Below are 22,710 nucleotides of genomic sequence, written 5' to 3' on the forward strand. Positions count from 1 at the left end.
ATGAAGTCGGCGTAAGCCAACAAACTTTACTTTTAGGAGGCATGGATGATGAAAAAAGTGAAAAAGGTAATTATTCCTGCAGCTGGACTGGGTACCCGTTTTCTTCCCGCAACTAAAGCGATGCCGAAGGAAATGCTTCCCATCATCAATAAGCCTACTATTCAGTACATTGTGGAGGAAGCGATCGCTTCTGGTATCGAGGACATTATTATCGTAACCGGTAAAGGAAAGCGGGCGATTGAAGATCATTTCGATAACGCCTTTGAGCTGGAATCGCGGCTTCTTGAGGATGGCAAGCTCGAACTGCTGCAGGAGGTACAGCGTTCTTCCAAGGTGGAAATTCACTATATCCGGCAAAAAGAACCCAAAGGACTGGGACATGCAGTCTGGTGCGCCAGACGGTTCATCGGCGACGAGCCGTTCGGCGTAATGCTCGGGGACGATATTGTAGCCGGAAAGACGCCATGCCTCAAACAGCTGATCGACCAGTATGAGGAAACGCAGAACTCGGTTATCGGCGTGCAGGAAATTCCCGACGAATTCACCAACCGGTACGGCATTATCGAGCCGGATTTGCAGGACGGCCGCCTGTACCGCGTCCATAACTTCGTCGAGAAGCCGAAGCTTGGCACCGCCCCCTCCAATCTGGCGATTATGGGCCGCTATGTGTTCACGCCGAAGATCTTTAAATATCTCGATCTGCAGGAAAAGGGCGCCGGAGGCGAAATCCAGCTGACCGACGCGATCCAGAAGCTGAATCAAAGCGAGCGGGTCTATGCCTACAATTTCGATGGAACGAGATACGATGTCGGAGAACGGCTCGGTTACATTTTGACGACGCTGGAGTTCGCTTTGGAGAACAAGGATTTGCGCTACCCTCTCATGGATGCCATGGCGGCATGGCTCAGCAAGGCGGAACAAGCCACCAGTTAACGGATTGAAACGATATACCTATATTACGGGCTAATCTTTACAAGGAGGATTGAGAGGGAAATGAGCATGCCAAAAATGCCGGATGACGCTAAGCCCATTCTGTCAAATCTTTACGTGCTGCATGCCGAACAAGCGCAGGAAGCCAATTCCTACCTGGTAGTGAAGCGGGTAATCGACATTCTTTTTTCCGCTCTGTGTCTAGTCCTGCTGCTGCCCCTGTTTGCCGTAATCGCCGTACTGATCAAACTGGATGACCCGAAAGGGAAAGTGTTCTTCCGCCAGACCCGTGTCGGCAAGGACGAGAAGCCGTTTGAGATGTACAAGTTCAGGTCCATGATCTCGAATGCCGAGGAGCTGAAGAAGAATCTCATGGCTTACAACGAGGTCAGCGGGGCGATGTTCAAGATGAAGAACGATCCCCGCATTACAAAGATAGGGAAGTTTCTGCGCAAGACAAGCATTGACGAGCTTCCCCAACTCTGGAATGTGCTGGTCGGCAATATGAGCCTGGTCGGTCCCCGGCCGCCTCTTCCCGATGAAGTGGCGCAGTACTCGGAGTACGACAAGCAGCGGCTGACTGTAACGCCGGGCTGCACGGGCTATTGGCAGGTTCACGCGCGCAACAGCGTCGGTTTTGAGGAAATGGTTCAACTGGATCTCACGTATATCCGCATGCGGAGCACAGTGCTTGACTTGAAGATTATCTTAAAGACGGGACTCATGCTTCTGGGATCGAAAAATGCTTATTAATTCAGAAATTAGGTGAATGCCCATGTTTGAGCACGGAAACGTACCCCGGCTGTCTATCATCATTTGCACCTACAATCGGGCCGGGCTGTTATCCAAAACGCTGGATTCCCTGCTCAGGCTCGAAATGCTGGACGAGGCGGAGGTCATTGTGGTTGATAACCGGTCGACCGATGATACGGCGGCCGTCGTGAAACGGTTCGTGGATCAATACGAAAATATGATCCATATGAAGTATCTTCTAGAGCCGGTCCAGGGACTGTCGGCCGCCCGCAATGCGGGCATTCTGGCAGCCAAATCGCCGCTCATAGCGTTTCTCGATGACGATGCGCTGCCTGTCCGCACATGGATTTCGACGATTGTAAACACCTTGGAAAGCAGGCCGCGCGTGATGGCCATGGGCGGCAAGGTTGCTCCTATTTTTGAAACCGGCAGGCCGAACTGGCTGATTAAGCCGTTCGAGTTCCCTTATACGATCATGGATCTGGGCAACCGGATCAAGGAGTACCCGGGCAAGTTCCACCCCTGCGGCGCCAACATGGCGATGAGGCGCGAAGTCTTTAACGTCAGCCTGTTTCCGCTGGAGCTTGGACGCAAGGGAGACTCGCTTTTGTCCGGCGAGGAAACCTGGCTGTTCGGAAAGATTCGGAAAGAAGGGCAATCCGTTCTTTATCACCCGCAGATGGCTGTGGACCACTTCGTTCCGGCAAGCCGTTTGACCGAGGCCTGGATCATGAAAAGATACTACAGTCAAGGTTTGTCCAATGCGCTTGGAAGCAGCGGCCAACTGGGCAGTCTGCCCCTTTGGGGCAAGACAGCGGCTAAAGTTCTGTATATTGCCGCCGACTCCGTATTTGCCGCGATATCCGGGAACGAAGGAAGAAAGCTGCTGAACAAATGCAGGCTGGAGAGCGTCCGCGGAACGCTTCACATGCTGCGGAATCGAAATCGGGAATCGGCGACGGGGTGAATGGATGATGATAAGCGGCCACCGGGCTTCCAAATTGTATGCTCTGCCGTATGGGATGCTGTTTCTCCTGTCGGCGTCGTTTCTAGGCGCGGCAGTGATATACGAGCCGGCTATCGCGGTTGCCGCTGTCGGATTGCTCCTTCTGCTCGTCGTATCCCTGTCCAGACCGGATTACATCAGTTATTTCGTACTGCTGACGACGGCGGTATCGATCAATTTTTTGTACGATGGAAGCTTGTTCGGAATGGAAATATTGTCGCTCTACAAGCTGGCGATGCTGGCGCTGCTTGTGCCGTGCATTCTGGTTAACGGACTGCGCTTCAAGCTCAGCTTCCCGCTGTGGGCTCTGGCCGTGATGGTATTCATGACGTTCACCTTTTCTATCTGGCTGCCTCAGATGACGTCGTCTATTGCAGTCAAGGCGTTCATCGGACTTTCGCTTCCGTTTATGTATCTCTTGATCAACTGGAAAAAAGAAGTGGCGCAGCGGCATATCTACATGATCTGCCTTCTCCCGTCTGTGAGTCTGCTGATCGGAGCGCTGCTGCAGGCGGCCCATCTTCACCCGATGCTCAACGTGGAATTCACGGGTGCGGTGCGGGTCCAAGGGGCGAATATTCCGTCGCATCTGGCGATGCTTGCCTTTTTGGGAACAGTCGTTCCGTTCATCGAACTCAGGCGGAATCCGGGCCATGAGCGTTTCTATTACAGTATGCTGGCCGTGAATTTCGTGACTTTGATCGGTACGGGAACCCGGGGGCCGCTTCTCGCGCTGCTTCCGTTGGCGCTGTACTACTTCTACGACATTTTTCGGCGCTATTTGAAAGGCAAGACCCGGTATTTGATTCCGCTGCTGTGCTCGGTGCTGGTGATTTCGGGCGCGGTGCTCATGCAGTGGGACAATATCAAGAAACGTTCGTTTGAAAGGCAGACGAGTGATGGAATCGACCTGTCGGGACGTTCGGAGGCCTGGACTTACTTTTTGGAAAAAGCGTCGGGTTCCCCATTGTCGGGAAGAGGTCTTGGCGCCGTAACAGTGGCCAACGACGGCACTCTGTATAAAGGCTTTGTCGTTCCCCACAACGAATATATCCGGTTTTACTTCGACGGGGGGTATATCGGCTCGATTCTGCTGCTGCTGTCCTTGTTGGCTGTGTTTATTCTGGTTTACAGAGCTTTGGCGCCGCCGGTAAAGCCTTATTACCTGCTCCTTATAGCAGCATTTTTGATCTATTCGTTTTCCGATAATACGCTGTCGACGGTCCAATTTATTATTCCGTTCTGTTGGTACCTGAACTGCCTGTACCGGGCTTCGCAGCCAACCGATTCCCCACAAAAAGAAGTGATACGATGAATCAAGTGAATATGTTCGATGTCAACTTTAACAATTATGATTTCATGGACTTGCTGGAGTATATCGATACTACGATCCGGGAAAGGAATCATTCCTACATTCTGACCTGCAATGTGGATCATGTGATCAAGCTGCGCAAGGACAAGGAATTCCGGACGGTCTACTCTGAAGCGGGCGCTGTAGTCGCTGACGGGATGCCTCTCATATGGGCTTCCAAGATGCTGGGCAAGCCGCTCAAGCAGAAAGTGTCCGGCGCCGACCTCTTCAGCAGATTGGGACATGCGTTCCAGCAGCGGAAATACCGGCTGTTCTTTCTCGGCTCTGCGGAGGGCGTACCGGAACGGGCGACGAAGAACCTCAAGGCGGCGTACCCCGATATTAACATTGTCGGTTGTTATTCTCCTTCCTATGGCTTCGAGAATAACAAGGAAGAGAACGAGCGGATTATCGGGATGCTGAATGAAACCCGGCCGGATATCGTGTTCGTCGGCGTTGGGGCTCCCAAGCAGGAGAAATGGATCTACCGCCATTATCTAACCTACCGGGCGCCGATCTCGATTGGTGTCGGAGCAACCTTCGATTTTCTGTCCGGATCGGTCAAGCGTGCGCCGGATTTCATGCAAAAAAGCGGACTGGAATGGTTCTGGCGGCTAAGCCAGGAACCGGGAAGGCTGTGGAAGCGGTATTTGGTGGACGATGCACAGTTTCTGCTCCTTCTGCTCAAGGAGATGCGCAAACGGGATAAAGCGAATGGACGGAGCCTTGAATAAAGGCGTATACCCAAGGAATGGAGGTGTGTGAAACGATGATCAGCCGTCATCCGGGCAGTTCCGGTCTTATGCAGCCGGGAAACCTACGTGCTCTGGCAACAGCGGGAATCTTTACTGCGGTCTGTGCGGTTCTGCCGTTGATGATCGGTTATGTCAGCGCGAAGCTCAGCTCATCGAGCGGCCTGCAGCTTGCCATGGTATCGGCTCTGCTGTTTCCGGCCTTTCTGCTCGCGCTGCTGAAGCCGCGGCTGCTCGTCATCTACACACTGTTCGTTTGGGCCATCGCTCCCGAACTGCGACGCATAGCCGATTGGAGTGAAGGAGTCTACCATTCCGTATCGCTGCTCAGCCTGGCGCCTCTGCTCACGGGCGCAGTGATGGCCATCCCGGTTATGCGCGAGATTCATGCCATCCGCCGTCCCTTCATGAGGCTGCTGCTGCTGTTCGCGGTCCCGCTCGGTTATGCGACCTTGATTGGAATTGCGAAGAACGGGATGGGTTCGTTCTACGATCTGACGAACTATCTTGTTCCGCTCCTGCTGCTGCCATACTTTGCGGTGACGCCGTTTACGGCCCGTGATATTGACAAGCTGCTTGGCGGCTATGCCAATATCGCGGTTCTGGTTGCCGCATACGGGATTATCCAATATTTGACGGTGCCCGCGTGGGACGCCTTCTGGATGACGAATTCAGGGATGAATTCCATCGGCACGCCGCATCCGCTGGAGGTCCGAGTGTTCTCCACCCTGAATTCGCCGGGCCCTGCCGCAACCTTTCTCGTATTTGCCCTGGTGCCGATGATTCTTGAGAAAAGATGGAGGGGGGCCTTCAGCTGGATCGGCGTCCTGCTGGTGGTAGTGTGTCTGCTGACCACGCTGGTCCGGGCGGCATGGCTTCTCCTGCTGGTCATGCTTCTGGTGTACATTGTCTCCTCGTCGTCCAAAGGAAAATGGAAGACGCTGATTCAGGTGCTGTTCGTAGCGCTTGCTCTATTCTGGATCGTACCGAAGCTTCCGGGAGCGGAAGGGCTGACGGCCCGGATGGAGACCCTTTCTTCGATCAAGGAGGACCGCTCGTATAATGACCGGTTGAATCTGCTGGGAAGCATGATTCCTGCGATCAAATCGAATCCGGTAGGCCAGGGAATCGGCAGCGTCGGACAGAGCACGAAGCTTGGAAACAGCGGCGAACTGGGAGAGTACGGCATTATGGACAACGGATTCATTGCCCTGATGCTCACCTTCGGCGCTCCGGGAGGTCTGCTGTTCTTCGGTGCGCTTGGTCTGGCGGCTAAGCAGATCATTGCGAAAGTCATGGGTAGAACCCGGCTTCAACTGTATGCGAGGCTGGCCCTTGCGGCATGGACTGGGGCAGTGGTCGGACTTGTATCGGACAACGGTTTTCTCGGACTGAAAGGTTACCTGATCTGGATGCTGATCGGCCTTGGCCTTGGCGCCAGAGAGGTAATGGACGACAGAAAGACAGAAACTCCCCAAGCTGCGGCCCAGTCCGGGGCTGCCCCCGCTAAGTAGCGGTGCGGAAAGCCTGCTGAGGATGAAGACGATGATGAATTTCTATATGAACATGAAGAGACGGAACGCGAACGGTTAGAAAAAGGAGGAAACCAGCATGGATTCAATGACAAGTGTGCTTGCCGGCCTTGGCTATGGTCCGATTCCAGCGGTCAATACTTTCCAAAATGACATCATCCGGATTGACAGGGCGATGCATCCCTGCCAACCGTTCGCCGAAGAGACTATCGTCCATGATGAAGGCGGGGAATGTTCAGGGCAGATCGGGAAGAGTCAAGACTTTCCGGATCATGTGCGAATTCATGGTCGGCTTCAAACCTTACGGGCGTTACGTGCTCTAAGGGCCAGCCAGGCTGAGAAAGAACGGGAGAAAGGAGTGGAAGGTTATGTCCTATAGTGACGGACTGAATATTATGTCTACCGGCCTAAGTTGGCCGACGGTACAGCCCGGCGGGCTCAATACGTATTATAAATCCGTCTGCGAGCAGCTTTCCTCCCGTAACCGGGTGCATGCGCTGATCTGCAGCAAGGAGAAGCCGCAAACGCCTGAGGAACTCATTATCCACAATGCCGGAGACCCGAAAGAATCGATCTGGAAGCGAAAGGATGCTTTTCAGAGAATGGCGTCGGAGCTTATGAACGCCGGGAAGGAACGGATTGATGTCCTGTATTCCCATTTCGCTCCTTACGGAGTCGGCCCCGCTTTGGAGGCGAAGAAACGCGGCATCCCGGTTGTGATGACCTTTCACGGGCCCTGGAACGAGGAGATGAAAATCGAGGGCCAGGGCATCAAGCATCAGGTCAAGACTGCGATCGCCAAGTCGATTGAGCGCAAAGCATACCGGCTGGCGGATAAGTTCATCGTACTCAGCGAGACTTTTCGGGATATTCTCCATTCGCTGCATGGCATTCCGCTTGACAAGATTGTCATCATTCCCGGCGCGGCCAATATCGACCGGTTCATCCCGGCTAACAACCGGCTCGCCGTTCGGCGCATGCTGAATTTGCCGGAGGGGGCGACCACAGTGCTGACGGTCAGGAGACTAGTCAACCGTATGGGACTGCTTCAATTGCTGGAGGCGTGGCGGACTGTATCGGAACGCTTCCCGAACTCCATTCTGCTAATCGGGGGGAAAGGCCCCTTACGGGCGGAGCTGGAGGAGCGGATCGCCGATTACGGACTGGCGAGCAAGGTCAGGCTGCTCGGCTATATCCCCGATCATGAGCTGGCTTCTTATTATCAGGCGGCTGACCTGTTCGTCGTTCCATCGCAAGCTTTGGAGGGCTTCGGCCTGATTACTACCGAGGCGCTCGCGAGCGGGCTGCCGGTCATGGCGACGCCGATTGGCGGCAACCGGGAAATTCTGCAGAACTTCCGTCCGGAGCTGCTGTTCAAGAGCGCATCGGCTGCAGATATGGCCGAAGGGATCTCCTACATGCTGGGCAACCGAAGGCTGCTTCCCAGCCGGGAGGAATGCAGGGAGCATGTGCTGGAAAGATACACCTGGGAGCATGTCGCGGATCAGGTGGAAGCGGTATTCAGAGAAGTTATGGGGAAGGGGGAGACGATCAATGCTCAGAGTGGCGTATATCGATCACACGGCTAGATGGAGCGGCGGCGAAGTGGCGCTGTTCAACATTCTTACCCATATCGGAGAACAGGTTGATCCGCTCGTTATCTTGGCAGAGGAAGGTGCGCTGGCCGACCGCCTGCGTGAGAAAGGCATCGACGTCCGGATTATTCCGCTCGACGAGAGCATCCGCAGCCGCGGCCGCAACACCGTCAATCTGGGCGCTCCGGCCGCTGCCATGAAGCTGTTGGCCTACGGCCGTAAGCTCGCTCCGCTCCTGAAGAAGGAACGGGTAGCCTGCGTGCATACCAACTCCCTTAAGTCTGCGCTGTACGGAACGGTTGCCGCCAAGATGGCCGGCGTACCGCTGATTTGGCATATCCGCGACCATATTGGTGCGCCCTATCTGAAGCCGGTTGTCGCGAAAGCCATCCGGCTGCTGTCGCGTCTGCTTCCCAACGGCGTTATCGCCAATTCGAAGTCCACGCTGAGCGCGCTTGAGCTCCCGCGTTCCAAGAAGACGCTGGTCGTCTATTCCGCCTTCGCCAAAGCGATTGGCGGCGGGACCGGACGGAGGGAGCAGAAAGATTTCAACGTTCTGCTGGTAGGGCGCTTGGCGGAGTGGAAGGGCCAGCATATTTTGCTGGAAGCGGCGAAGAAGCTTCAGGATAACGGACGAATCAAGTTCTGGCTTGCGGGCGACGCCCTTTTCGGCGAAGACGAGTACAAGAAGAAGCTGCTTGCGACGATTGAGCGGGAGCGGCTGACGAATGTAACCCTCCTGGGACATGTGGAGGATATTCAAGGGCTCATGCAGCAGGCAGATCTGCTCGTGCATACCTCGATTACGCCGGAGCCGTTCGGCCAGGTGATCGTCGAGGGGATGGCGGCGGGTCTGCCGGTAATTGCCTCTAACGAGGGAGGGCCAGTGGAGATTGTTGTACCAGGCGAGACCGGGCTGCTCATTCAGCCGGGCGACCCGGCGATTCTTACGGAAGCCATTAACTGGATGGTGGAACATCCCCAGGAGAGGGAGAGAATGGCGGAAGCCGGAATTAAGCGGGTCAAGGAACATTTCGTAATCGAAAACACGGTTAAAGAGATCGTCGATTACTACAGAGGCTTGCTGGCAGGCACCTGAAAGGGCTTGAGCGGGTATCATCCATGAAGCGAGCAGCCGCAATCCAGCCGCTTTTAACAAAAATTGCTCCATAAAATGTTGAGGATGATTCACATGAAAATTGCGATAGCGCATGATTACTTGATTCAAATGGGCGGGGCGGAGAGAGTGGTGGAAGTTTTTCACCATATGTATCCGGAAGCTCCGATCTTCACGACGGTTTTTAACGGAAGCCGCCTCACCGAGAATCTCAAGGACGCGGATATCCGGGCCTCCTGGCTGCAAAAAATTCCGGGAGTGAAGGACAATTTTAAAGGGGTGCTGCCGCTTTATCCCATGGCTATTCGCGATCTGGACTTCCGCGGGTTCGATATTGTCCTGAGTTCCAGCAGTGCGTTTATGAAGAGCATTCAGGTGCCCAAGCGCACGTTTCACCTCTGTTACTGTCATACCCCGATGAGGTTCGCTTGGGATTATGACACTTATATGGAACGGCAGTCGAACTCGGGTCTCTTCAAAAGAGTGCTGAAGCTGTATATCCAGCAGCTCAAAATGTGGGACCAGCGGACTTCCAAAAATGTGAACCAGTTTGTGGCCAACTCTTCCGTCGTCAAGAGCCGGATTCAGAACTATTATCACCGGGACGCCGACATCATCTTTCCGCCGATCAATACGTCACGCTTTACCAGTTCAAGCTCGATTGGCGATTATTATTTGATCGTCTCAAGGCTGGTGTCCTACAAGCGGATCGATCTGGCGGTGGAAGCCTTCAACCGCAACGGGCTGAAGCTGCTTATTGTCGGCGACGGTCCTGACCGGAAGCGGCTGGAGGGGATGGCCAAGAGCAATGTGAAATTCCTCGGCCGCCTTGAAGACGAACAGGTCACCGGGCTCATGTCCCAGTGCCGGGCTTATATTTTTCCCGGAGAAGAGGATTTCGGCATTACTCCACTGGAGGCTAACGCTGCGGGCAGACCGGTTATCGCTTACCAGGCGGGCGGAGCGCTCGATACGATTGTGCCTTACGTAAACGGAGTCTTCTTCAAGCGGCAGGAAGTCGACGATCTGCTCCAGGCGATTTCCGAGGTGGAATCGTATGCATGGGATATTGGGAAAATTATGAAACATGCGCAAAAATTCGATGAACAAACTTTTATTGCGCAGTTCAAGCAGTATGTCGAACAGGCGTATGTCAAATTTTTAAAAGGAGGATGATGATATGAATCTGGCGGTAATCGGCACCGGCTATGTCGGCCTCGTATCCGGCGTATGCTTCACACTTGGGGGTAACCACGTCATTTGCGTCGACAAGGATGAGGACAAGATAGCCAAACTTAGACAGATGAAGTCACCTATCTACGAACCGGGAATCGAGACACTGATTGAAATGAACCTGAAAGAAGGAAGATTGCACTTCTCCTCCGATATTCAGGAGTCGGTGCGCCGCTCGGATATCGTCATTCTCGCCGTAGGAACGCCTTCTCTTCCGAACGGCGAAGCGAATCTGCAGTACATTGAAAGCGCGGCGGCGGAAGTCGGACGGGCGATGGAAGGCTACAAGATCATTATGACGAAATCGACCGTTCCTGTAGGAACGAACGAGAAAATCCGTCAGATCATCGCCGCGAACACCGGTTATCCGTTCGATATCGTGTCAGCGCCGGAATTCCTCCGGGAAGGCTCGGCCATCCAGGATACGCTGCATCCCGACCGGATCATTATCGGTCTGGACAATCCGGCCTTGGAGCCTGTAATGCGGGAGCTTCATCAAGGATTCACTGAAAATATTGTCGTCACCGATATCCGCAGCGCGGAGATGATCAAATACGCATCGAATGCTTTTCTGGCGACCAAGATCTCATTCATCAATGAGATTGCGAATATTTGCGAGAAGGTCGGCGCGGATGTGACCGAGGTGGCCGAGGGAATGGGGCTTGACAAGCGGATCGGTTCTTCCTTCCTTCAAGCCGGCATCGGATACGGCGGCTCCTGCTTCCCCAAAGATACGAAGGCGCTGATCCAGATCGCCGGTAACGTCGATTATGAATTCAAGCTGCTCAAATCGGTGGTGGAAGTTAATCAGGGTCAGCGGTACATGATCCTCGCCAAGCTGCATGAATCGCTTGGAAGCTTGCATGGCGCGAGTATTGGCATATGGGGGCTTGCCTTCAAGCCGAATACGGACGACGTGCGCGAATCGCCGGCAAGGGAAATCGTAGAGGCGCTCGTGAAGGAAGGAGCGCACGTGAAGGTGTACGATCCGATCGCAGCGGATAATTTCCGCCAGCAGTACAATCACCCGCAAATTCAATGGTGCGCTGTGGCCGAGGAAGCGGCGTCCGGCAGTGACGCGCTCTGCCTGCTGACGGACTGGGGCGTGTTCAAGGATATCAATCTGCATCTATTATCCGCGAGCATGCGCAAGCAGATCCTGATCGACGGCCGCAATGTTTACTCCAAGGAGCAGATCGAAGGAACCGGGCTGGAATATTATTCGGTAGGACGTCCGCGAATGGGCGGGCTCAGCGGCTATTCTCCGAGTGTGGCGGGGGCGGTATAATAGCCCCCCTGTACAGAACAGGGCAAACGGATGTTACGCTTCGATTGTTGCCCGCAGTGCTGCCTTAAGACTGCGATATTGACATAATGGAGTTCCATTAAGCAGCCGGTTCTTCACGGCCATGGCATGACCATTTAGAGGGAGGGTACACTTATGAAATTGGTGCTTTTATCTGGCGGTTCGGGAAAACGGCTGTGGCCTCTGTCCAATGATTCACGTTCGAAACAGTTCCTGAAGGTGCTGGAAAGCCCGCTTGGCGAACCTGAATCGATGGTCCAGCGGGTATGGCGGCAGCTGGAAGAAGCGGGACTCGCGGAATCGTCGTATCTGGCGACAGGACGCGGACAGGTGGAAATGATTCAGAGTCAGCTGGGCACCGACGTGAAGATTATTATCGAGCCTGAACGCCGGGACACTTTTCCGGCGATTGCGCTCACGGCCGTCTATCTGTATTCGGTAGAGGGCGTGCGGCCGGATGAGACGGTGGCGATTCTGCCGGTCGATCCTTATGTGGAAGGCTCCTTCTTCGGATCGGTTTCGCAGCTTGAGCAGGCGCTTGACGACAGCGGCGCAAACCTGGCGCTGATCGGCGTCGTACCGGAGCTGCCTTCGGAGAAATACGGCTACATTATCCCTTCGAGCGCTGATGCTCAGGAGAATGGAGTCATGCCGGTGAGCGGTTTCCTTGAGAAGCCGGACCGCCTGCGCGCCGAAGAGCTCATTGGACAGGGCGCTTTGTGGAACTGCGGGGTATTCGCCTTCCGGCTCGGATACCTGCTTGATATTTTGCAGCAAAAAGGCCTGCCGCTGACCTACGAAGAGCTGCAGAAGCAGTACAAGCTGCTCTCTTCGATCAGCTTCGACTATGAAGTGGTTGAACGGGAAGACAAAATCGTTGTTCAGCCGTACGACGGATTCTGGAAGGATCTGGGCACCTGGAATACGCTGACCGAAGAGATGGCGAGCAATCAAATGGGCAAGGGCGTTCTGACCGAGGATTCCTCGACAAGCTGCCTTGTCAACGAGCTTGATATTCCGATCACGGTAATCGGTGCTCAGGACCTGATTATCGCCGCGAGTCCGGACGGTATTCTCGTCACTCACAAATCGGAAAGTCCGCGCATCAAAGAGGTGCTGAAGGGCACGGAACAAAGACCGATGTATGAGGAACGCCGATGGGGCCACTACCGGGTGATCGATTACGTCAAATACCATGAAAGCAATGAAGTGCTGACCAAGCGGATTTTTATTGCCGAAGGAAAAAATATCAGCTATCAGTACCATCTCAAGCGCAGTGAAATCTGGACGTTCATCAGCGGGGAAGCCAGCATCATTCTTAATGAAAAAATGCACAAGGTAAAAGCGGGAGATGTTGTGCGCATACCGGAAGGAACGAAGCACAGCATTCTGGCTCTGACCGATGTGGAGTTTATCGAAGTGCAGACTGGATCGGAGCTGGTGGAAGAGGACAACATCCGCATTACGCTGGATTGGAAGGACATTGAACTGCACCAGTTTATTTCTTGAAAAAAAGTTTGATATTGATAGGCAGAATTGTTATTTAACCAATTTTACCGGCCATTAAACAGGTCTTTCGACTTATTTATTAAGGATTTATGAAAAATGGACTTCATGAATAATTAAATAACGTCGATATGTACGGTAGAAGGTTAAGCCTTCGACTACGACAAAGGCAAACCTATCGTGAGGTAGGGACGCAAAGCCATAGGGCCTCTTAATTAAGGAGGAAGCCTGGTTACCGAAAGGGAGATGGAATTGAAAGTTCTTCGTATGTATCGACTGTTCTTTGTTATGCTATCCCTGTGTCTGCTCTTGACATTTGTCCTGCCTGCGGGTACAGGAAGCCTGGCGATTGTTTCGGCTGCGGAGGCTCAGGGGAGCCCGGTCAATCCTGATGCTTCTCCCGAAGCGGTCAAGCTGCTGAGCTACCTGTACTCCATTTCCGGAACCCGCATTATTACCGGCCAGCATGATTATCTGGAAAGTCCGGACGAGTTCAACTACAAGCTTCAAGTAACGAGCGGCAGATATGCAGCCCTACATGGATATGAGCTTGGGGCGATTAACGGCCAAACGGACGGCGCCGTGACCTGGATGCGGCAAAATATCGTCAGCAGCGCCATCAAATGGTATAAGGACGGCGGCATCGTCGCCATGACGTACCACGCAAATCTGCCCGGTACGGCTTATAACTGGACCAATGTGCAAAAATCGCTGTCCCAGGCCGATTTTGACAAGTATGTCACTCCTGGAACTACGCAGTACAACAGCCTGATCACGGAACTCGATAAAGTGGCGGTATCGCTGAAAGCCCTGCGCGATGCTGGGGTTCCCGTGCTGTGGCGCCCGTACCATGAAATGAACGGCAATTGGTTCTGGTGGGGCAAGAAGAACAATTTTGCCGCTCTGTGGAATATTATGTATGACCGCTTTGTTAATGTTCATAAGCTTAACAATCTGCTGTGGGTATGGAGCCCGAACGCGCCGAACAGCTGGGCCGATCCTTACGTCAAGACGTATCCCGGTGCGGATAAGGTGGACATTTTGGCGGCGGACATTTATAACAATGATTTCAATCAGTACTATTATGACAGTCTGCTGACTCTGGCCGCCGGCAAGCCGATTGCCATTGGCGAGAACGGACAAATGCCCGATCCGGCGATGCTGCCCAAATCACAGAGCAAATGGGTCTTTATGATGAACTGGGGCAAAATGCTGTACGAAAACAACAGCACGACTACAATCAAGAGCTTTATGAATAACGGATTCACCTTAACCCGCGATGAGGTTATAACGGGAATGGCTTCCGTAACGGTGCCGAGCCCAATTCTGATACAAGCGCCGTTACCAAGTCTGGCGCCAAGTCCGACACCGTCGCCTAGCCCGACGCCAACGCCGAGTCCAACGCCGACACCATCGCCGAGTCCAACACCGACACCGTCGCCTAGCCCGACGCCGACGCCAACGCCGACACCGAGTCCAACGCCGACGCCGAGTCCAACGCCAACACCATCGCCTAGCCCGACGCCAACGCCGACTTATCAGCCGATAGGAGAAGGTTCGGGGGTGAATGATCCGAACAGCGCGAATCTGCTGCCACTACCTTCGGCCACGCCGGAGCCTTCGCAGCCCCGCAACGGGCTGATTGGCGAATATTTTGCCAATATGCAGCTTTCCGGAACGCCTGCACTGGTAAGAGAAGAATCGGCCATCGATTTTAACTGGGGAACCGGAACACCGGACAGCTCTGTCCACCCTGACTATTTTTCCGTCCGTTGGAGCGGTAAAATCAAGCCTCTCTACACCGAGAACTATTCCTTCTATACTAGTTCGGACGATGGCATTCGGTTATGGGTCAACGGGGTAGCGGTCATTACCAGTTGGTCCACTCAATACGGAGTAGAGCGGAAGGGAAGAATCGACCTGGAAGCCGGCAAACTGTATGACATTAAAGTAGAATATTACGACAATACGGGGAGCGCCAAAGCCCGTCTGATGTGGGAAAGCCCTAGCCAAATTAAGGAAACTGTTCCCGCGAGCGCGTTTTATCTTTCCGGATCGCTTTGATATATTTTTTACGAATAGTTTCATGTATGGGCTGCCGATATTTTGAGAGTATAACCTAATTCAGTTCATTAGAACCTTGACAGCCCTGCTTGTTTTTCAGCAGGGCTTCTAAGCTATCGGCCCCATTTTGGACCGTCATTTCTAGCATCCGGAGGACGGCGTTCGGGGACGACAATCCAGCTTAAGAAAGGAAAATGACATTGAAATTATTCCGTAGACATCGGCTGTTCGTTATGACTGTGCCTTTGATTCTTTTTGCCGCTTTACTGCCGTGGGTAAACGCCGATAACATCCCCCCGGCAGCCCCAAAAACCGTCTCGCCGGTTAATTCATCCGCTTCAGCCGAATCGCGGAATTTGCTTGAATATCTGGCGAACTTAAGCGGGAAGGGCTTGATCTCCGGCCAGCATGATTACCTGGAAAGCCCGGATGAGTTCACGAACAAGCTGAAGAAGGCTGCCGGAAGCGATGCCGTGCTTCACGGCTACGAGCTCGGAGCGATTAACGGCCAGTCGCCTGGTATGATTGACCGCCAGCGCGAGGCGGTAGTGAAGAGCGCCATCAACTGGTATGAGAGCGGCGGTATTGTAGCCATGACGTTTCATGAGAGCCTTCCCGGCACATCTCCGGCCTGGTCCAATGTGTCTATGAGTTTGAGCCAGAGCGATTTTGACGCCTATGTGACACCCGGCACAGCCCAATATGACATGCTGATTGCCGACCTGGACAGGGCAGCCGTGTATTTGAAGCAGCTGCAGGCCGCCGGAGTTCCTGTATTGTGGAGACCATATCATGAAATGAACGGCGATTGGTTCTGGTGGGGCAAGAAAGATAATTATTCTGCTCTCTGGAACATTATGTACGACCGATATGTGGGTAAACATAAATTAAACAATCTGCTCTGGGTATGGAATCCGAATGCTCCCAACGGGTGGGCCGACGCTTATGCGCCTTATTATCCGGGGGCAGATAAAGTCGATATTCTTGCGGCAGACATTTATAACAACGACTTTCAGCAGACTTATTACGACAGTCTGTTGACGCTGGCGGACGGGAAGCCGATCGCCATTGGGGAAAGCGGGGAGCTGCCCGATCCCCAGGTGCTTGCCAAGAACCAGAGCAAGTGGGTCTATATGATGACTTGGGGCAAAATGCTGACCGAGAACAACAGCCAGCAGAAAATAAGCAGCTTCATGAATGCGGACTATACGTTGTCCAAAAACGATTTTATCCATATGACGAACAAACAGGCTGAAGCCGCCGGAAATGGACTGAGGGGAGATTATTTTAACAATAAAGACCTGAAAGGCCAACCGCTCATAAGCAGAACCGACGCTAATCTCAACTTTATCTGGCATGATTCCCCGCCGGATAAAGACATGGAGAGAAACTTTTATTCCGTGCGCTGGCAAGGCCGTATCCAGACTCCCGTAACGGGTAACTACACCATTAAGGCGGTGTCCGACGACGGAGTGCGGGTATGGATCGGCGGAAAACTCATTATCGACAGCTGGATGCCGCAGAACGATGTTGCCCGGGAAGGAAGCATCAAGCTGAAAGGGGATACCCGTTACGATATCAAAGTGGAGTACTTTGAGAACAAAGGGAAAGCCGATATCAAGCTGCTCTGGAAAGGGCCGGATTGGCAGGAAGAGGTCATTCCCCCCAATGTGCTGTTTCTTCCCAAATGAGAGTTGTATCTTTAAACCCGGCTTCTAGAGAAAGCGAGGACAGGGAATGAGAGAACCAGGAAAAGCCCGGCCTTTATCTATATTTTTGAAACTTGCAGGACTTGCCATCTTATTCTTGCTGTCTGTATCGTTTTTGGGTAGTGAGGAGACGGAGAGAAGTGATATTGGAATGACCAAGTTCTCCTCCGCGTATGAGACAGCGTCTGAATCCCCAGCGGGGGCGCTAATCTGGCAGCTCGGCAGCCGTGATGAATCGGCCGGCGAGTTCGCGCCGAGTAATTCTTCAAGCGCGAGAAGTACGGTCAGCCTAAATTCATCGAAGCCGGATGCGTCCGTGCTTAAAAAGTTGCCCTCTGGTCTCGACGGCAGGAACGCGCCCGAACTGCGGCTATCCTACCATTTGAGCAAAATCCCGGCGAACGGGGTTCTGTTCCAGGTGAGCATTCTCAACGCCTATAAGTCGGTTCCGCAGATGGCGGTATTCTCGAACAGCGAGCTGTCGGGGATTATTCAGATCGCGGGCGTCGCGGGAACGGGGAGCGAATACAAATTCCGCAAAACGTATGAACTCTATATCCCGAAGGAACAACTGCAAGTCGGTGACAACGAGCTTAAGCTGAAGGCGGTCCATTCCCTATATGCGTCGAGCGCGGAAGAGCAGTATTTATGGTGGACTTGGGACGATCTGAAATTGTTGTCTTTGGATTCACCGATTACCGAGCCGATTCACGGCAGTTATGTGCTTACGGGTACGATGGTCACCAACAAGCAGTTTTATTTTGATACAGGCGCTACCACTCATCTGCCGTACATTATGAAGTGGCTGGGCGTAGCCTATAGCGGCAATATTATGCGTACGGGCGGCGCCAGCGATGTGAAATTTTCCCGTTCCGATTTGGAGAACTACTATAAAGCGCTTAAGGATTACAATATGCAGGCGGTCGCGCTGTATTTGTACACCGGGGACATTAAGCTAAATGCGGACGGATCACTGCCGGAAAGCGCGAAGAAGAAGCTTACCGAATATTTTCAGAAATACGGCTCTTACTTTCAATATTACGAGGTGGATAATGAGCCGGGGTTGTTTAATCGCTCCAAAGCCGTCAATCTGGCGATAGCCGAATGGCTGAATAAGGAGGGCAAACAAATTGCGCCTCATCTGCAGACGGTTGCTCCCGGCTGGACGTACTGGCCGAAGTACAAGGAGGATTCCTGTGAAAAAAGCCAACGGGGCGGCGTTCGCCAGTGCGGCGATCCCGATGGCTGGGAACGTGATCCGGCGCAGCGGCTGGAGATGGAGAAGGCTACCGATCTTACAAACGGACATTCCTACGGGGATTCTTACATTGCCAAGAACGGCGGCAGCTTTACCGAGAACCTGAAGACGTTCAATGGTTCGAATGACGGCCTCCCCAAAAAAATGCTGGTGACAGAGTTCGGCACCTCCGACACTCATTTGGACGATTATCATTACGGGGCGAAGGAGCGGACGTCAGCCGCATTCGACCGGATCATGAGAGCCCATATTGGATATGCAGATATGTTCGTGCAGCACGCCGCTTTTTTCTACAACTATAGTCTGTTCCAATTCAAGAACGTCAGTCTGAAAAATCATGATCCGGCCAAGACGGAAGTTTATTACACAAAAGAGAACGAGGATTCACGCGTCAGCATCATGCGCAGATTGAGCCTGGCTTATGCCACCCATGGCGCTCCGCTTTCCTACCGTCTGCTTAATAAAAGCGCCCTTGCCGACAAGCTGGTCTATGTCCGGGCCGTGGATACATCCAAGCTGACTCCGCTGCCGGGAACGAAAGCAACCTCAAATAAGGTCCTGGTTAACCTCGTCAACTTCGAGGATACGCCGCAGACCGTCAGTGTCAAGGTTACCCTGCCCAAGAAAACGGCTTACGAGGGTGAACGCTTTGGAAATGGCGATACGTATGAAGAAGCGCGCCGCTACGTGACCGGACTGAACGCGGGACCTGATCTGACCTTCACGGAGACGCTGGCGCCGGGAGAAGCGGTTCAGTATATTCTACAGCCATCTTCTGTGGTGCAGGACGAGGCCCCGCGAGACCTGACGGCCACCGCGGCCAGAGGGACTTCCGTACAGCTCAACTGGCTGGAAGCGCCCGGAAGCGGCTATGATGTGCTTCGTTCAGAGGGGACGGGCGGCGAACTAAAAACGATAGCCAAGGGTGTTGGTGGCACATCATATATCGACCGGGCGCTAAAAGAAGGGGAGTTATACTCCTACGCGGTACGGGTGACGGGCACGGCCCTGCTGTCGGACAAGGCTCAAATTACAGCTACGGGCCTTGTTCCTCTGGACAGGACGGGGTGGCAGGCCTCGGACAATATTAACCAGAGTCCAAAGAAGCTTTCCTACATGATCGACGGAGATCCGAGTACGCGTTGGGATACAGGTGCGAACATGACTTCCGGTGAGACCATTCAGATTGATATGAAGTTTTCGCATATGATCGAAGCGGTTCAACTGGAGACCTCGCGTTCTCCTTACGACTATCCCAGGCGTTATGCCATCTATGTATCGGAGGATGCGGTCAACTGGGAGCTGGCTGCTGACGGCAGGGGGAAAAAGGACGTCGACATGTATCCCTTTCCGCAGAGGAAAGCCAGGTATGTGAAGATCGTCCAAACCGGCGCCGGCGGGAATTTCTGGTCCATCCATGAGCTGCAAATATATTCAAGAGAGTAATCCAAGACGTCAACGACTGCATGAGAACCCTGTGAAGAGGGTTCTTTCGTATTTTTAACTGAAGGATTGTGACAGAAATAATAGCTGCTGCTCCGATAGGCATGATAAGATATACACCAATTATATACAGGGGAAAGCATTGCAAAAGGATAAGATCTATGATAACCTATATATAGATTTAGAATAAGTCTAAATATTAATTACTTAAAACCGGGAGGAATGAATCATGAGTACTGATCTGAAAACTCAAACTGAACTGCATGCCACATTGAATCGTCAAACCGCTAACTGGACACTGCTGGGAATTAAGCTTCATCATTACCACTGGTTTGTTACCGGAACGGATTTCTTCACGCTTCACAGCCAATTCGAAGAGTATTATGACGAAGCTGCTGAATATGTAGATACTGTGGCGGAACGCCTGCTCGCGATCGGCGGCAAACCTGCTTCCACTATGAAAGAATATTTGTCTCTGTCCAGCCTGCAAGAAGCGACAGGCGGCGAGAGCGCCAAGGAAATGGTGGCGACTTTGGTCAAGGACTACACGATTCTCGCGCAAGAGCTGAGCGCCGGCATTACACTGGCTGAAGAGTCCGGCGATCAACCGACAGGCGATCTGTTCATCGGCATCAGAACGAGTGTCGAGAAGCATATCTGGATGCTGAACGCTTACCTCGCATAAGAAACTGTAACAGTTGAGCGCCGGGCGATTTGCCCGCATGCGCAGGTGGCCGGTTCCAGTCAGATTCTGACTGGAACCGGCCACCTTGATTTTTGCCGTCATTTTCTTCTCTGCGGCGTTTACTTGATAAATACGCCGCCGAAGGGAAGGATTTCCCTCAGCAGCCGCTTGAAAAGACCATCCTCATGATTCTCCCGTTCAAATCTCCGGTTCTGCCGGCCGGCCTGAAAGAGAACAGGGCCGCTGCCGGTCATTTTCCAGTGATAGCTCATATGCTGGCTGGCCAGGTGATTGCCGTAGACCGTCAGCTCAAGCACAGCATTCTCGGGGTAGGCGATCACACTGCCCGCATCAACATATAAAGGCTGAACCGGGTCCAGAGCGGCTTCGCATACGACTCCTTCCGTCAGGATGCCGATGCTTCCGCTGCCGGAGAACCTGACTTTAACGACATCCCGGGTCACGATCATATTCTTCACGCTAAGTACGCGGGTCTGCATGTTAATTCCTTTGCTGTAATAGAACAGGTGCTTGAAGTCATAGAGCAGATCGTCATTGCCGTCCAGCATAACCGTCTTGACCCGGTAGCCCGGAGGCAGAGCCGCCGTGAACCGGCAAGGACCGGTCATATCCGCCCGGATCAGCTTGCGCTTGCGGTACATTCCCTTTACATCCATGAATCTGTCGGCCCGCCCGGAGGACGGCCCCTGATAGGCGATTATCTGCTGCGGGTGCAGCACATGAATTTCCTCATTCTCCTCCAGCGTGAAAGTCAAAGCCTCGCCGCTCAAGGCATTTCCTCCGTCCTGTAATTCCGCGTTCACCGCCCGTACTCCTTTCTCATGTTGAGGGACGCTCCCTGCCGGATTTAACTATTAATGCAATCTGTCCCCCCGCTTCGAGCGGCTTCGCATGCCAAGGCGGATAACTCTCGTGAGAATAAAATAACCCGCAACCAGTCCGAGGCCTGTAAGTGAAGTCACTTTAAGACGGTGTATATAGCTTTCTCGAGCGGCGCGCTCGTCTCTAAGCTCATCGATCATCACGGTAAGCTGCCGATTCTGCTCTTGAAGCGAGGTGTTCTCGCTGTGGTACGCTTCCAGCTGATTTTTGGTGTTATCCAGTTCATCCATAGTCTGTCCAAGCTCATTCTTCGTCCGCTCCAGCTCGTCTACGGTCTGATGATAGCTTTCCTGCAGATCATTCACCTGGTCAGGCAGCTCGGAGAATTGCTCCATTCCGCGGTATAGGTCGCCAAAAATATTCGCATGGGCTGCCGGCGCGGGAAGAGTATAGAGGGTTCCGGTCAGCAGGATCACGGGCAGCAGACGCGGCAGTGAAGGAAGAATCTTTAATTTCATAGGTTGAATCACCGCCTGACGTGTAAATGTGTTTTCATTATCCTATATTATAACACGCCGTTGTACGACAAATTGCGGCAAGTGAACTGCGTCAAAGAAGAATAAAATAATTCATTGCAAAATGCCATTTATAGCTGTTGTTCTTCGAGAGCGGTTCACTTTCTATGAATCGGCTCTTTTTTTTGCCAATAATATCAAACCGAACATATATTCCATGACAAGGAGTTGTCCGCCAACATTGGTACATTAATATAAAACCCAAAAAAAGAAAGAGGTGGAAATAATGCATGCCAGCGTTCAACCGACTTACACATGGAGCCAAGATTGCATTTTTTCCGGCAAATCGCAAAAGGCCGTCCTGCTTATCGAATGGCGCGGCACCGCGCAGCCGGGGATTGGCCGGAAGAAGTCGCAGAAATTGGCTGCACGCGACATTGAGCTTCGTATATGGCTTGAACCCCATGTGAGCCTGACCGAGGTGCACGGCTGCCGCCTTGCGGAAAGCGGGGATCAGGGACTCCTGCTCTCGCTGGGCGCTATCCGCTCAGGGCAAAGTAAATATATTGCATTGGAATTTCATCTGGAATCCCTTGCGGCCGGCAGGCATGAAATGCTGTGGCTGCAGTGGCGTTACAGACAGCGGCCGGGTGAACGTGGACGGGAGCTTCCTGTACAGAAGCTGAGTCTTGAATACAGCCGTCATACCGGATACATCGATAAAGCCAGTTCATTTTATGTAGAGAAGCATGTGGAACTGTTAAAGGTAGAGAAGACCATTGCGGAAGCGCTGTTACTATATTCGGAAGGGCAGCAAATGCTTGCCCGGGAGAAGCTGCGGCGTCATGCGGATAATCTGCTGCTGATGGCTATGCGTTCCGGAGACTCTGTCCTGCTGCGTGAAGCCGAGTCGCTTTACATACAGTGCGAACGGAAGTCCGATCCGATTGAAAAGGAGCAAACATCCGCAATGTGAAGATCGGGCGCAGCCGAAGGATAAGTGGTTTCAATATTTTGTGAGAATATTCACTTGTCATCCAGAAGAGTAACGAAGAAGTAAGATGTTAAGTGTGTTAAAATAGTAAAATAGTTCTATTACTTAATCTATTATA

The 22,710-nt window shown here is 52.9% G+C and carries 19 protein-coding genes and 1 riboswitch; of the genes, 17 read left to right on the forward strand and 2 right to left on the reverse strand.

What is annotated here, in order from left to right; genetic code table 11:
* Positions 1-45: 45 nt before the first annotated feature.
* The 16 genes from galU to PDUR_RS05845 all read left to right on the forward strand — a co-directional run bounded on the left by galU (position 46) and on the right by PDUR_RS05845 (position 20,240).
* A complete protein-coding gene (gene galU, locus PDUR_RS05770) occupies positions 46-933 on the forward strand; it encodes a UTP--glucose-1-phosphate uridylyltransferase GalU (RefSeq protein WP_081949406.1) in 888 nt (295 codons plus the stop codon).
* 60 nt (positions 934-993) lie between these two features.
* A complete protein-coding gene (locus tag PDUR_RS05775; RefSeq protein WP_042205456.1) occupies positions 994-1,683 on the forward strand; it encodes a sugar transferase in 690 nt (229 codons plus the stop codon).
* Between the two features lie 22 nt (positions 1,684-1,705).
* A complete protein-coding gene (locus PDUR_RS05780; protein WP_042205457.1) occupies positions 1,706-2,650 on the forward strand; it encodes a glycosyltransferase in 945 nt (314 codons plus the stop codon).
* A 4-nt stretch (positions 2,651-2,654) separates the two neighbouring features.
* Entirely contained in the window at positions 2,655-4,004 is a 1,350-nt protein-coding gene (locus PDUR_RS05785) for an O-antigen ligase family protein (protein WP_233277485.1), read from the forward strand.
* Positions 4,001-4,774: a WecB/TagA/CpsF family glycosyltransferase gene (locus PDUR_RS05790; RefSeq protein ID WP_042205458.1), complete on the forward strand. Its 774-nt coding sequence runs from the start codon at positions 4,001-4,003 to the stop codon at positions 4,772-4,774. The genes PDUR_RS05785 and PDUR_RS05790 overlap by 4 nt, the downstream gene beginning before the upstream one ends.
* A gap of 35 nt (positions 4,775-4,809) precedes the next feature.
* Complete coding sequence (locus PDUR_RS05795; protein ID WP_233277486.1) at positions 4,810-6,306, forward strand: O-antigen ligase family protein; 1,497 nt, start codon at positions 4,810-4,812, stop codon at positions 6,304-6,306.
* A 97-nt stretch (positions 6,307-6,403) separates the two neighbouring features.
* A complete protein-coding gene (locus PDUR_RS05800; RefSeq protein WP_042205459.1) occupies positions 6,404-6,703 on the forward strand; it encodes a hypothetical protein in 300 nt (99 codons plus the stop codon).
* The gene (locus PDUR_RS05805) at positions 6,693-7,913 is read left to right on the forward strand and encodes a glycosyltransferase family 4 protein (protein ID WP_042205460.1); all 1,221 of its coding nucleotides are present in this window, start codon (positions 6,693-6,695) and stop codon (positions 7,911-7,913) included. The genes PDUR_RS05800 and PDUR_RS05805 overlap by 11 nt, the downstream gene beginning before the upstream one ends.
* Positions 7,879-9,018, forward strand: coding sequence for a glycosyltransferase family 4 protein (locus tag PDUR_RS05810; RefSeq protein ID WP_042205461.1), 1,140 nt, complete (start codon positions 7,879-7,881; stop codon positions 9,016-9,018). Before PDUR_RS05805 ends, PDUR_RS05810 begins: the two co-directional genes overlap by 35 nt.
* A gap of 93 nt (positions 9,019-9,111) precedes the next feature.
* A complete protein-coding gene (locus tag PDUR_RS05815) occupies positions 9,112-10,212 on the forward strand; it encodes a glycosyltransferase (protein WP_042205462.1) in 1,101 nt (366 codons plus the stop codon).
* A gap of 4 nt (positions 10,213-10,216) precedes the next feature.
* Positions 10,217-11,557 carry a UDP-glucose dehydrogenase family protein gene (locus tag PDUR_RS05820; protein ID WP_042205463.1) on the forward strand — a complete coding sequence of 447 codons (1,341 nt, stop codon included), beginning with the start codon at positions 10,217-10,219 and terminating at the stop codon, positions 11,555-11,557.
* A gap of 153 nt (positions 11,558-11,710) precedes the next feature.
* On the forward strand, positions 11,711-13,084 hold the full coding sequence (locus PDUR_RS05825; protein ID WP_042205464.1) for a sugar phosphate nucleotidyltransferase: 1,374 nt from the start codon (positions 11,711-11,713) through the stop codon (positions 13,082-13,084).
* 155 nt (positions 13,085-13,239) lie between these two features.
* Positions 13,240-13,321: riboswitch (cyclic di-GMP riboswitch) on the forward strand.
* Positions 13,322-13,333: 12 nt separating this feature from the next.
* Positions 13,334-15,145: a glycosyl hydrolase gene (locus PDUR_RS28595; RefSeq protein WP_233277487.1), complete on the forward strand. Its 1,812-nt coding sequence runs from the start codon at positions 13,334-13,336 to the stop codon at positions 15,143-15,145.
* Positions 15,146-15,339: 194 nt separating this feature from the next.
* Positions 15,340-16,836 (forward strand): glycosyl hydrolase, encoded by a 1,497-nt coding sequence (locus PDUR_RS05835; RefSeq protein ID WP_042205466.1) that lies wholly within the window; start codon positions 15,340-15,342, stop codon positions 16,834-16,836.
* A 46-nt stretch (positions 16,837-16,882) separates the two neighbouring features.
* On the forward strand, positions 16,883-19,558 hold the full coding sequence (locus PDUR_RS05840) for a discoidin domain-containing protein (protein WP_081949407.1): 2,676 nt from the start codon (positions 16,883-16,885) through the stop codon (positions 19,556-19,558).
* Positions 19,559-19,784: 226 nt separating this feature from the next.
* Positions 19,785-20,240, forward strand: a complete 456-nt coding sequence (locus tag PDUR_RS05845; protein WP_052410079.1) for a Dps family protein — start codon at positions 19,785-19,787, stop codon at positions 20,238-20,240.
* Between the two features lie 119 nt (positions 20,241-20,359).
* Here PDUR_RS05845 and PDUR_RS05850 read toward each other — a convergent pair whose 3' ends face one another.
* Both PDUR_RS05850 and PDUR_RS05855 read right to left on the reverse strand, forming a co-directional pair.
* A complete protein-coding gene (locus PDUR_RS05850) occupies positions 20,360-21,064 on the reverse strand; it encodes an AIM24 family protein (protein WP_042205467.1) in 705 nt (234 codons plus the stop codon).
* A gap of 51 nt (positions 21,065-21,115) precedes the next feature.
* Complete coding sequence (locus tag PDUR_RS05855; protein ID WP_052410080.1) at positions 21,116-21,601, reverse strand: coiled-coil domain-containing protein; 486 nt, start codon at positions 21,599-21,601, stop codon at positions 21,116-21,118.
* 283 nt (positions 21,602-21,884) lie between these two features.
* On the opposite strand from PDUR_RS05855, the gene PDUR_RS05860 reads away from it, so the two are divergent.
* Positions 21,885-22,574, forward strand: a complete 690-nt coding sequence (locus PDUR_RS05860) for a hypothetical protein (RefSeq protein ID WP_042205468.1) — start codon at positions 21,885-21,887, stop codon at positions 22,572-22,574.
* Positions 22,575-22,710: the final 136 nt, after the last annotated feature.

The organism is Paenibacillus durus (assembly GCF_000756615.1).
Classification (GTDB): domain Bacteria; phylum Bacillota; class Bacilli; order Paenibacillales; family Paenibacillaceae; genus Paenibacillus_AQ; species Paenibacillus_AQ durus.

Coding starts and splice junctions, on each gene's coding strand:
- galU (WP_081949406.1), top strand. CDS start 46: ATGATGAAAAAAGTGAAAAAGGTAATTATTCCTGCAGCTGGACTGGGT.
- PDUR_RS05775 (WP_042205456.1), top strand. CDS start 994: ATGAGCATGCCAAAAATGCCGGATGACGCTAAGCCCATTCTGTCAAAT.
- PDUR_RS05780 (WP_042205457.1), top strand. CDS start 1,706: ATGTTTGAGCACGGAAACGTACCCCGGCTGTCTATCATCATTTGCACC.
- PDUR_RS05785 (WP_233277485.1), top strand. CDS start 2,655: ATGATGATAAGCGGCCACCGGGCTTCCAAATTGTATGCTCTGCCGTAT.
- PDUR_RS05790 (WP_042205458.1), top strand. CDS start 4,001: ATGAATCAAGTGAATATGTTCGATGTCAACTTTAACAATTATGATTTC.
- PDUR_RS05795 (WP_233277486.1), top strand. CDS start 4,810: ATGATCAGCCGTCATCCGGGCAGTTCCGGTCTTATGCAGCCGGGAAAC.
- PDUR_RS05800 (WP_042205459.1), top strand. CDS start 6,404: ATGGATTCAATGACAAGTGTGCTTGCCGGCCTTGGCTATGGTCCGATT.
- PDUR_RS05805 (WP_042205460.1), top strand. CDS start 6,693: ATGTCCTATAGTGACGGACTGAATATTATGTCTACCGGCCTAAGTTGG.
- PDUR_RS05810 (WP_042205461.1), top strand. CDS start 7,879: ATGCTCAGAGTGGCGTATATCGATCACACGGCTAGATGGAGCGGCGGC.
- PDUR_RS05815 (WP_042205462.1), top strand. CDS start 9,112: ATGAAAATTGCGATAGCGCATGATTACTTGATTCAAATGGGCGGGGCG.
- PDUR_RS05820 (WP_042205463.1), top strand. CDS start 10,217: ATGAATCTGGCGGTAATCGGCACCGGCTATGTCGGCCTCGTATCCGGC.
- PDUR_RS05825 (WP_042205464.1), top strand. CDS start 11,711: ATGAAATTGGTGCTTTTATCTGGCGGTTCGGGAAAACGGCTGTGGCCT.
- PDUR_RS05835 (WP_042205466.1), top strand. CDS start 15,340: ATGACATTGAAATTATTCCGTAGACATCGGCTGTTCGTTATGACTGTG.
- PDUR_RS05840 (WP_081949407.1), top strand. CDS start 16,883: ATGAGAGAACCAGGAAAAGCCCGGCCTTTATCTATATTTTTGAAACTT.
- PDUR_RS05845 (WP_052410079.1), top strand. CDS start 19,785: ATGAGTACTGATCTGAAAACTCAAACTGAACTGCATGCCACATTGAAT.
- PDUR_RS05855 (WP_052410080.1), bottom strand. CDS start 21,601: ATGAAATTAAAGATTCTTCCTTCACTGCCGCGTCTGCTGCCCGTGATC.
- PDUR_RS05860 (WP_042205468.1), top strand. CDS start 21,885: ATGCATGCCAGCGTTCAACCGACTTACACATGGAGCCAAGATTGCATT.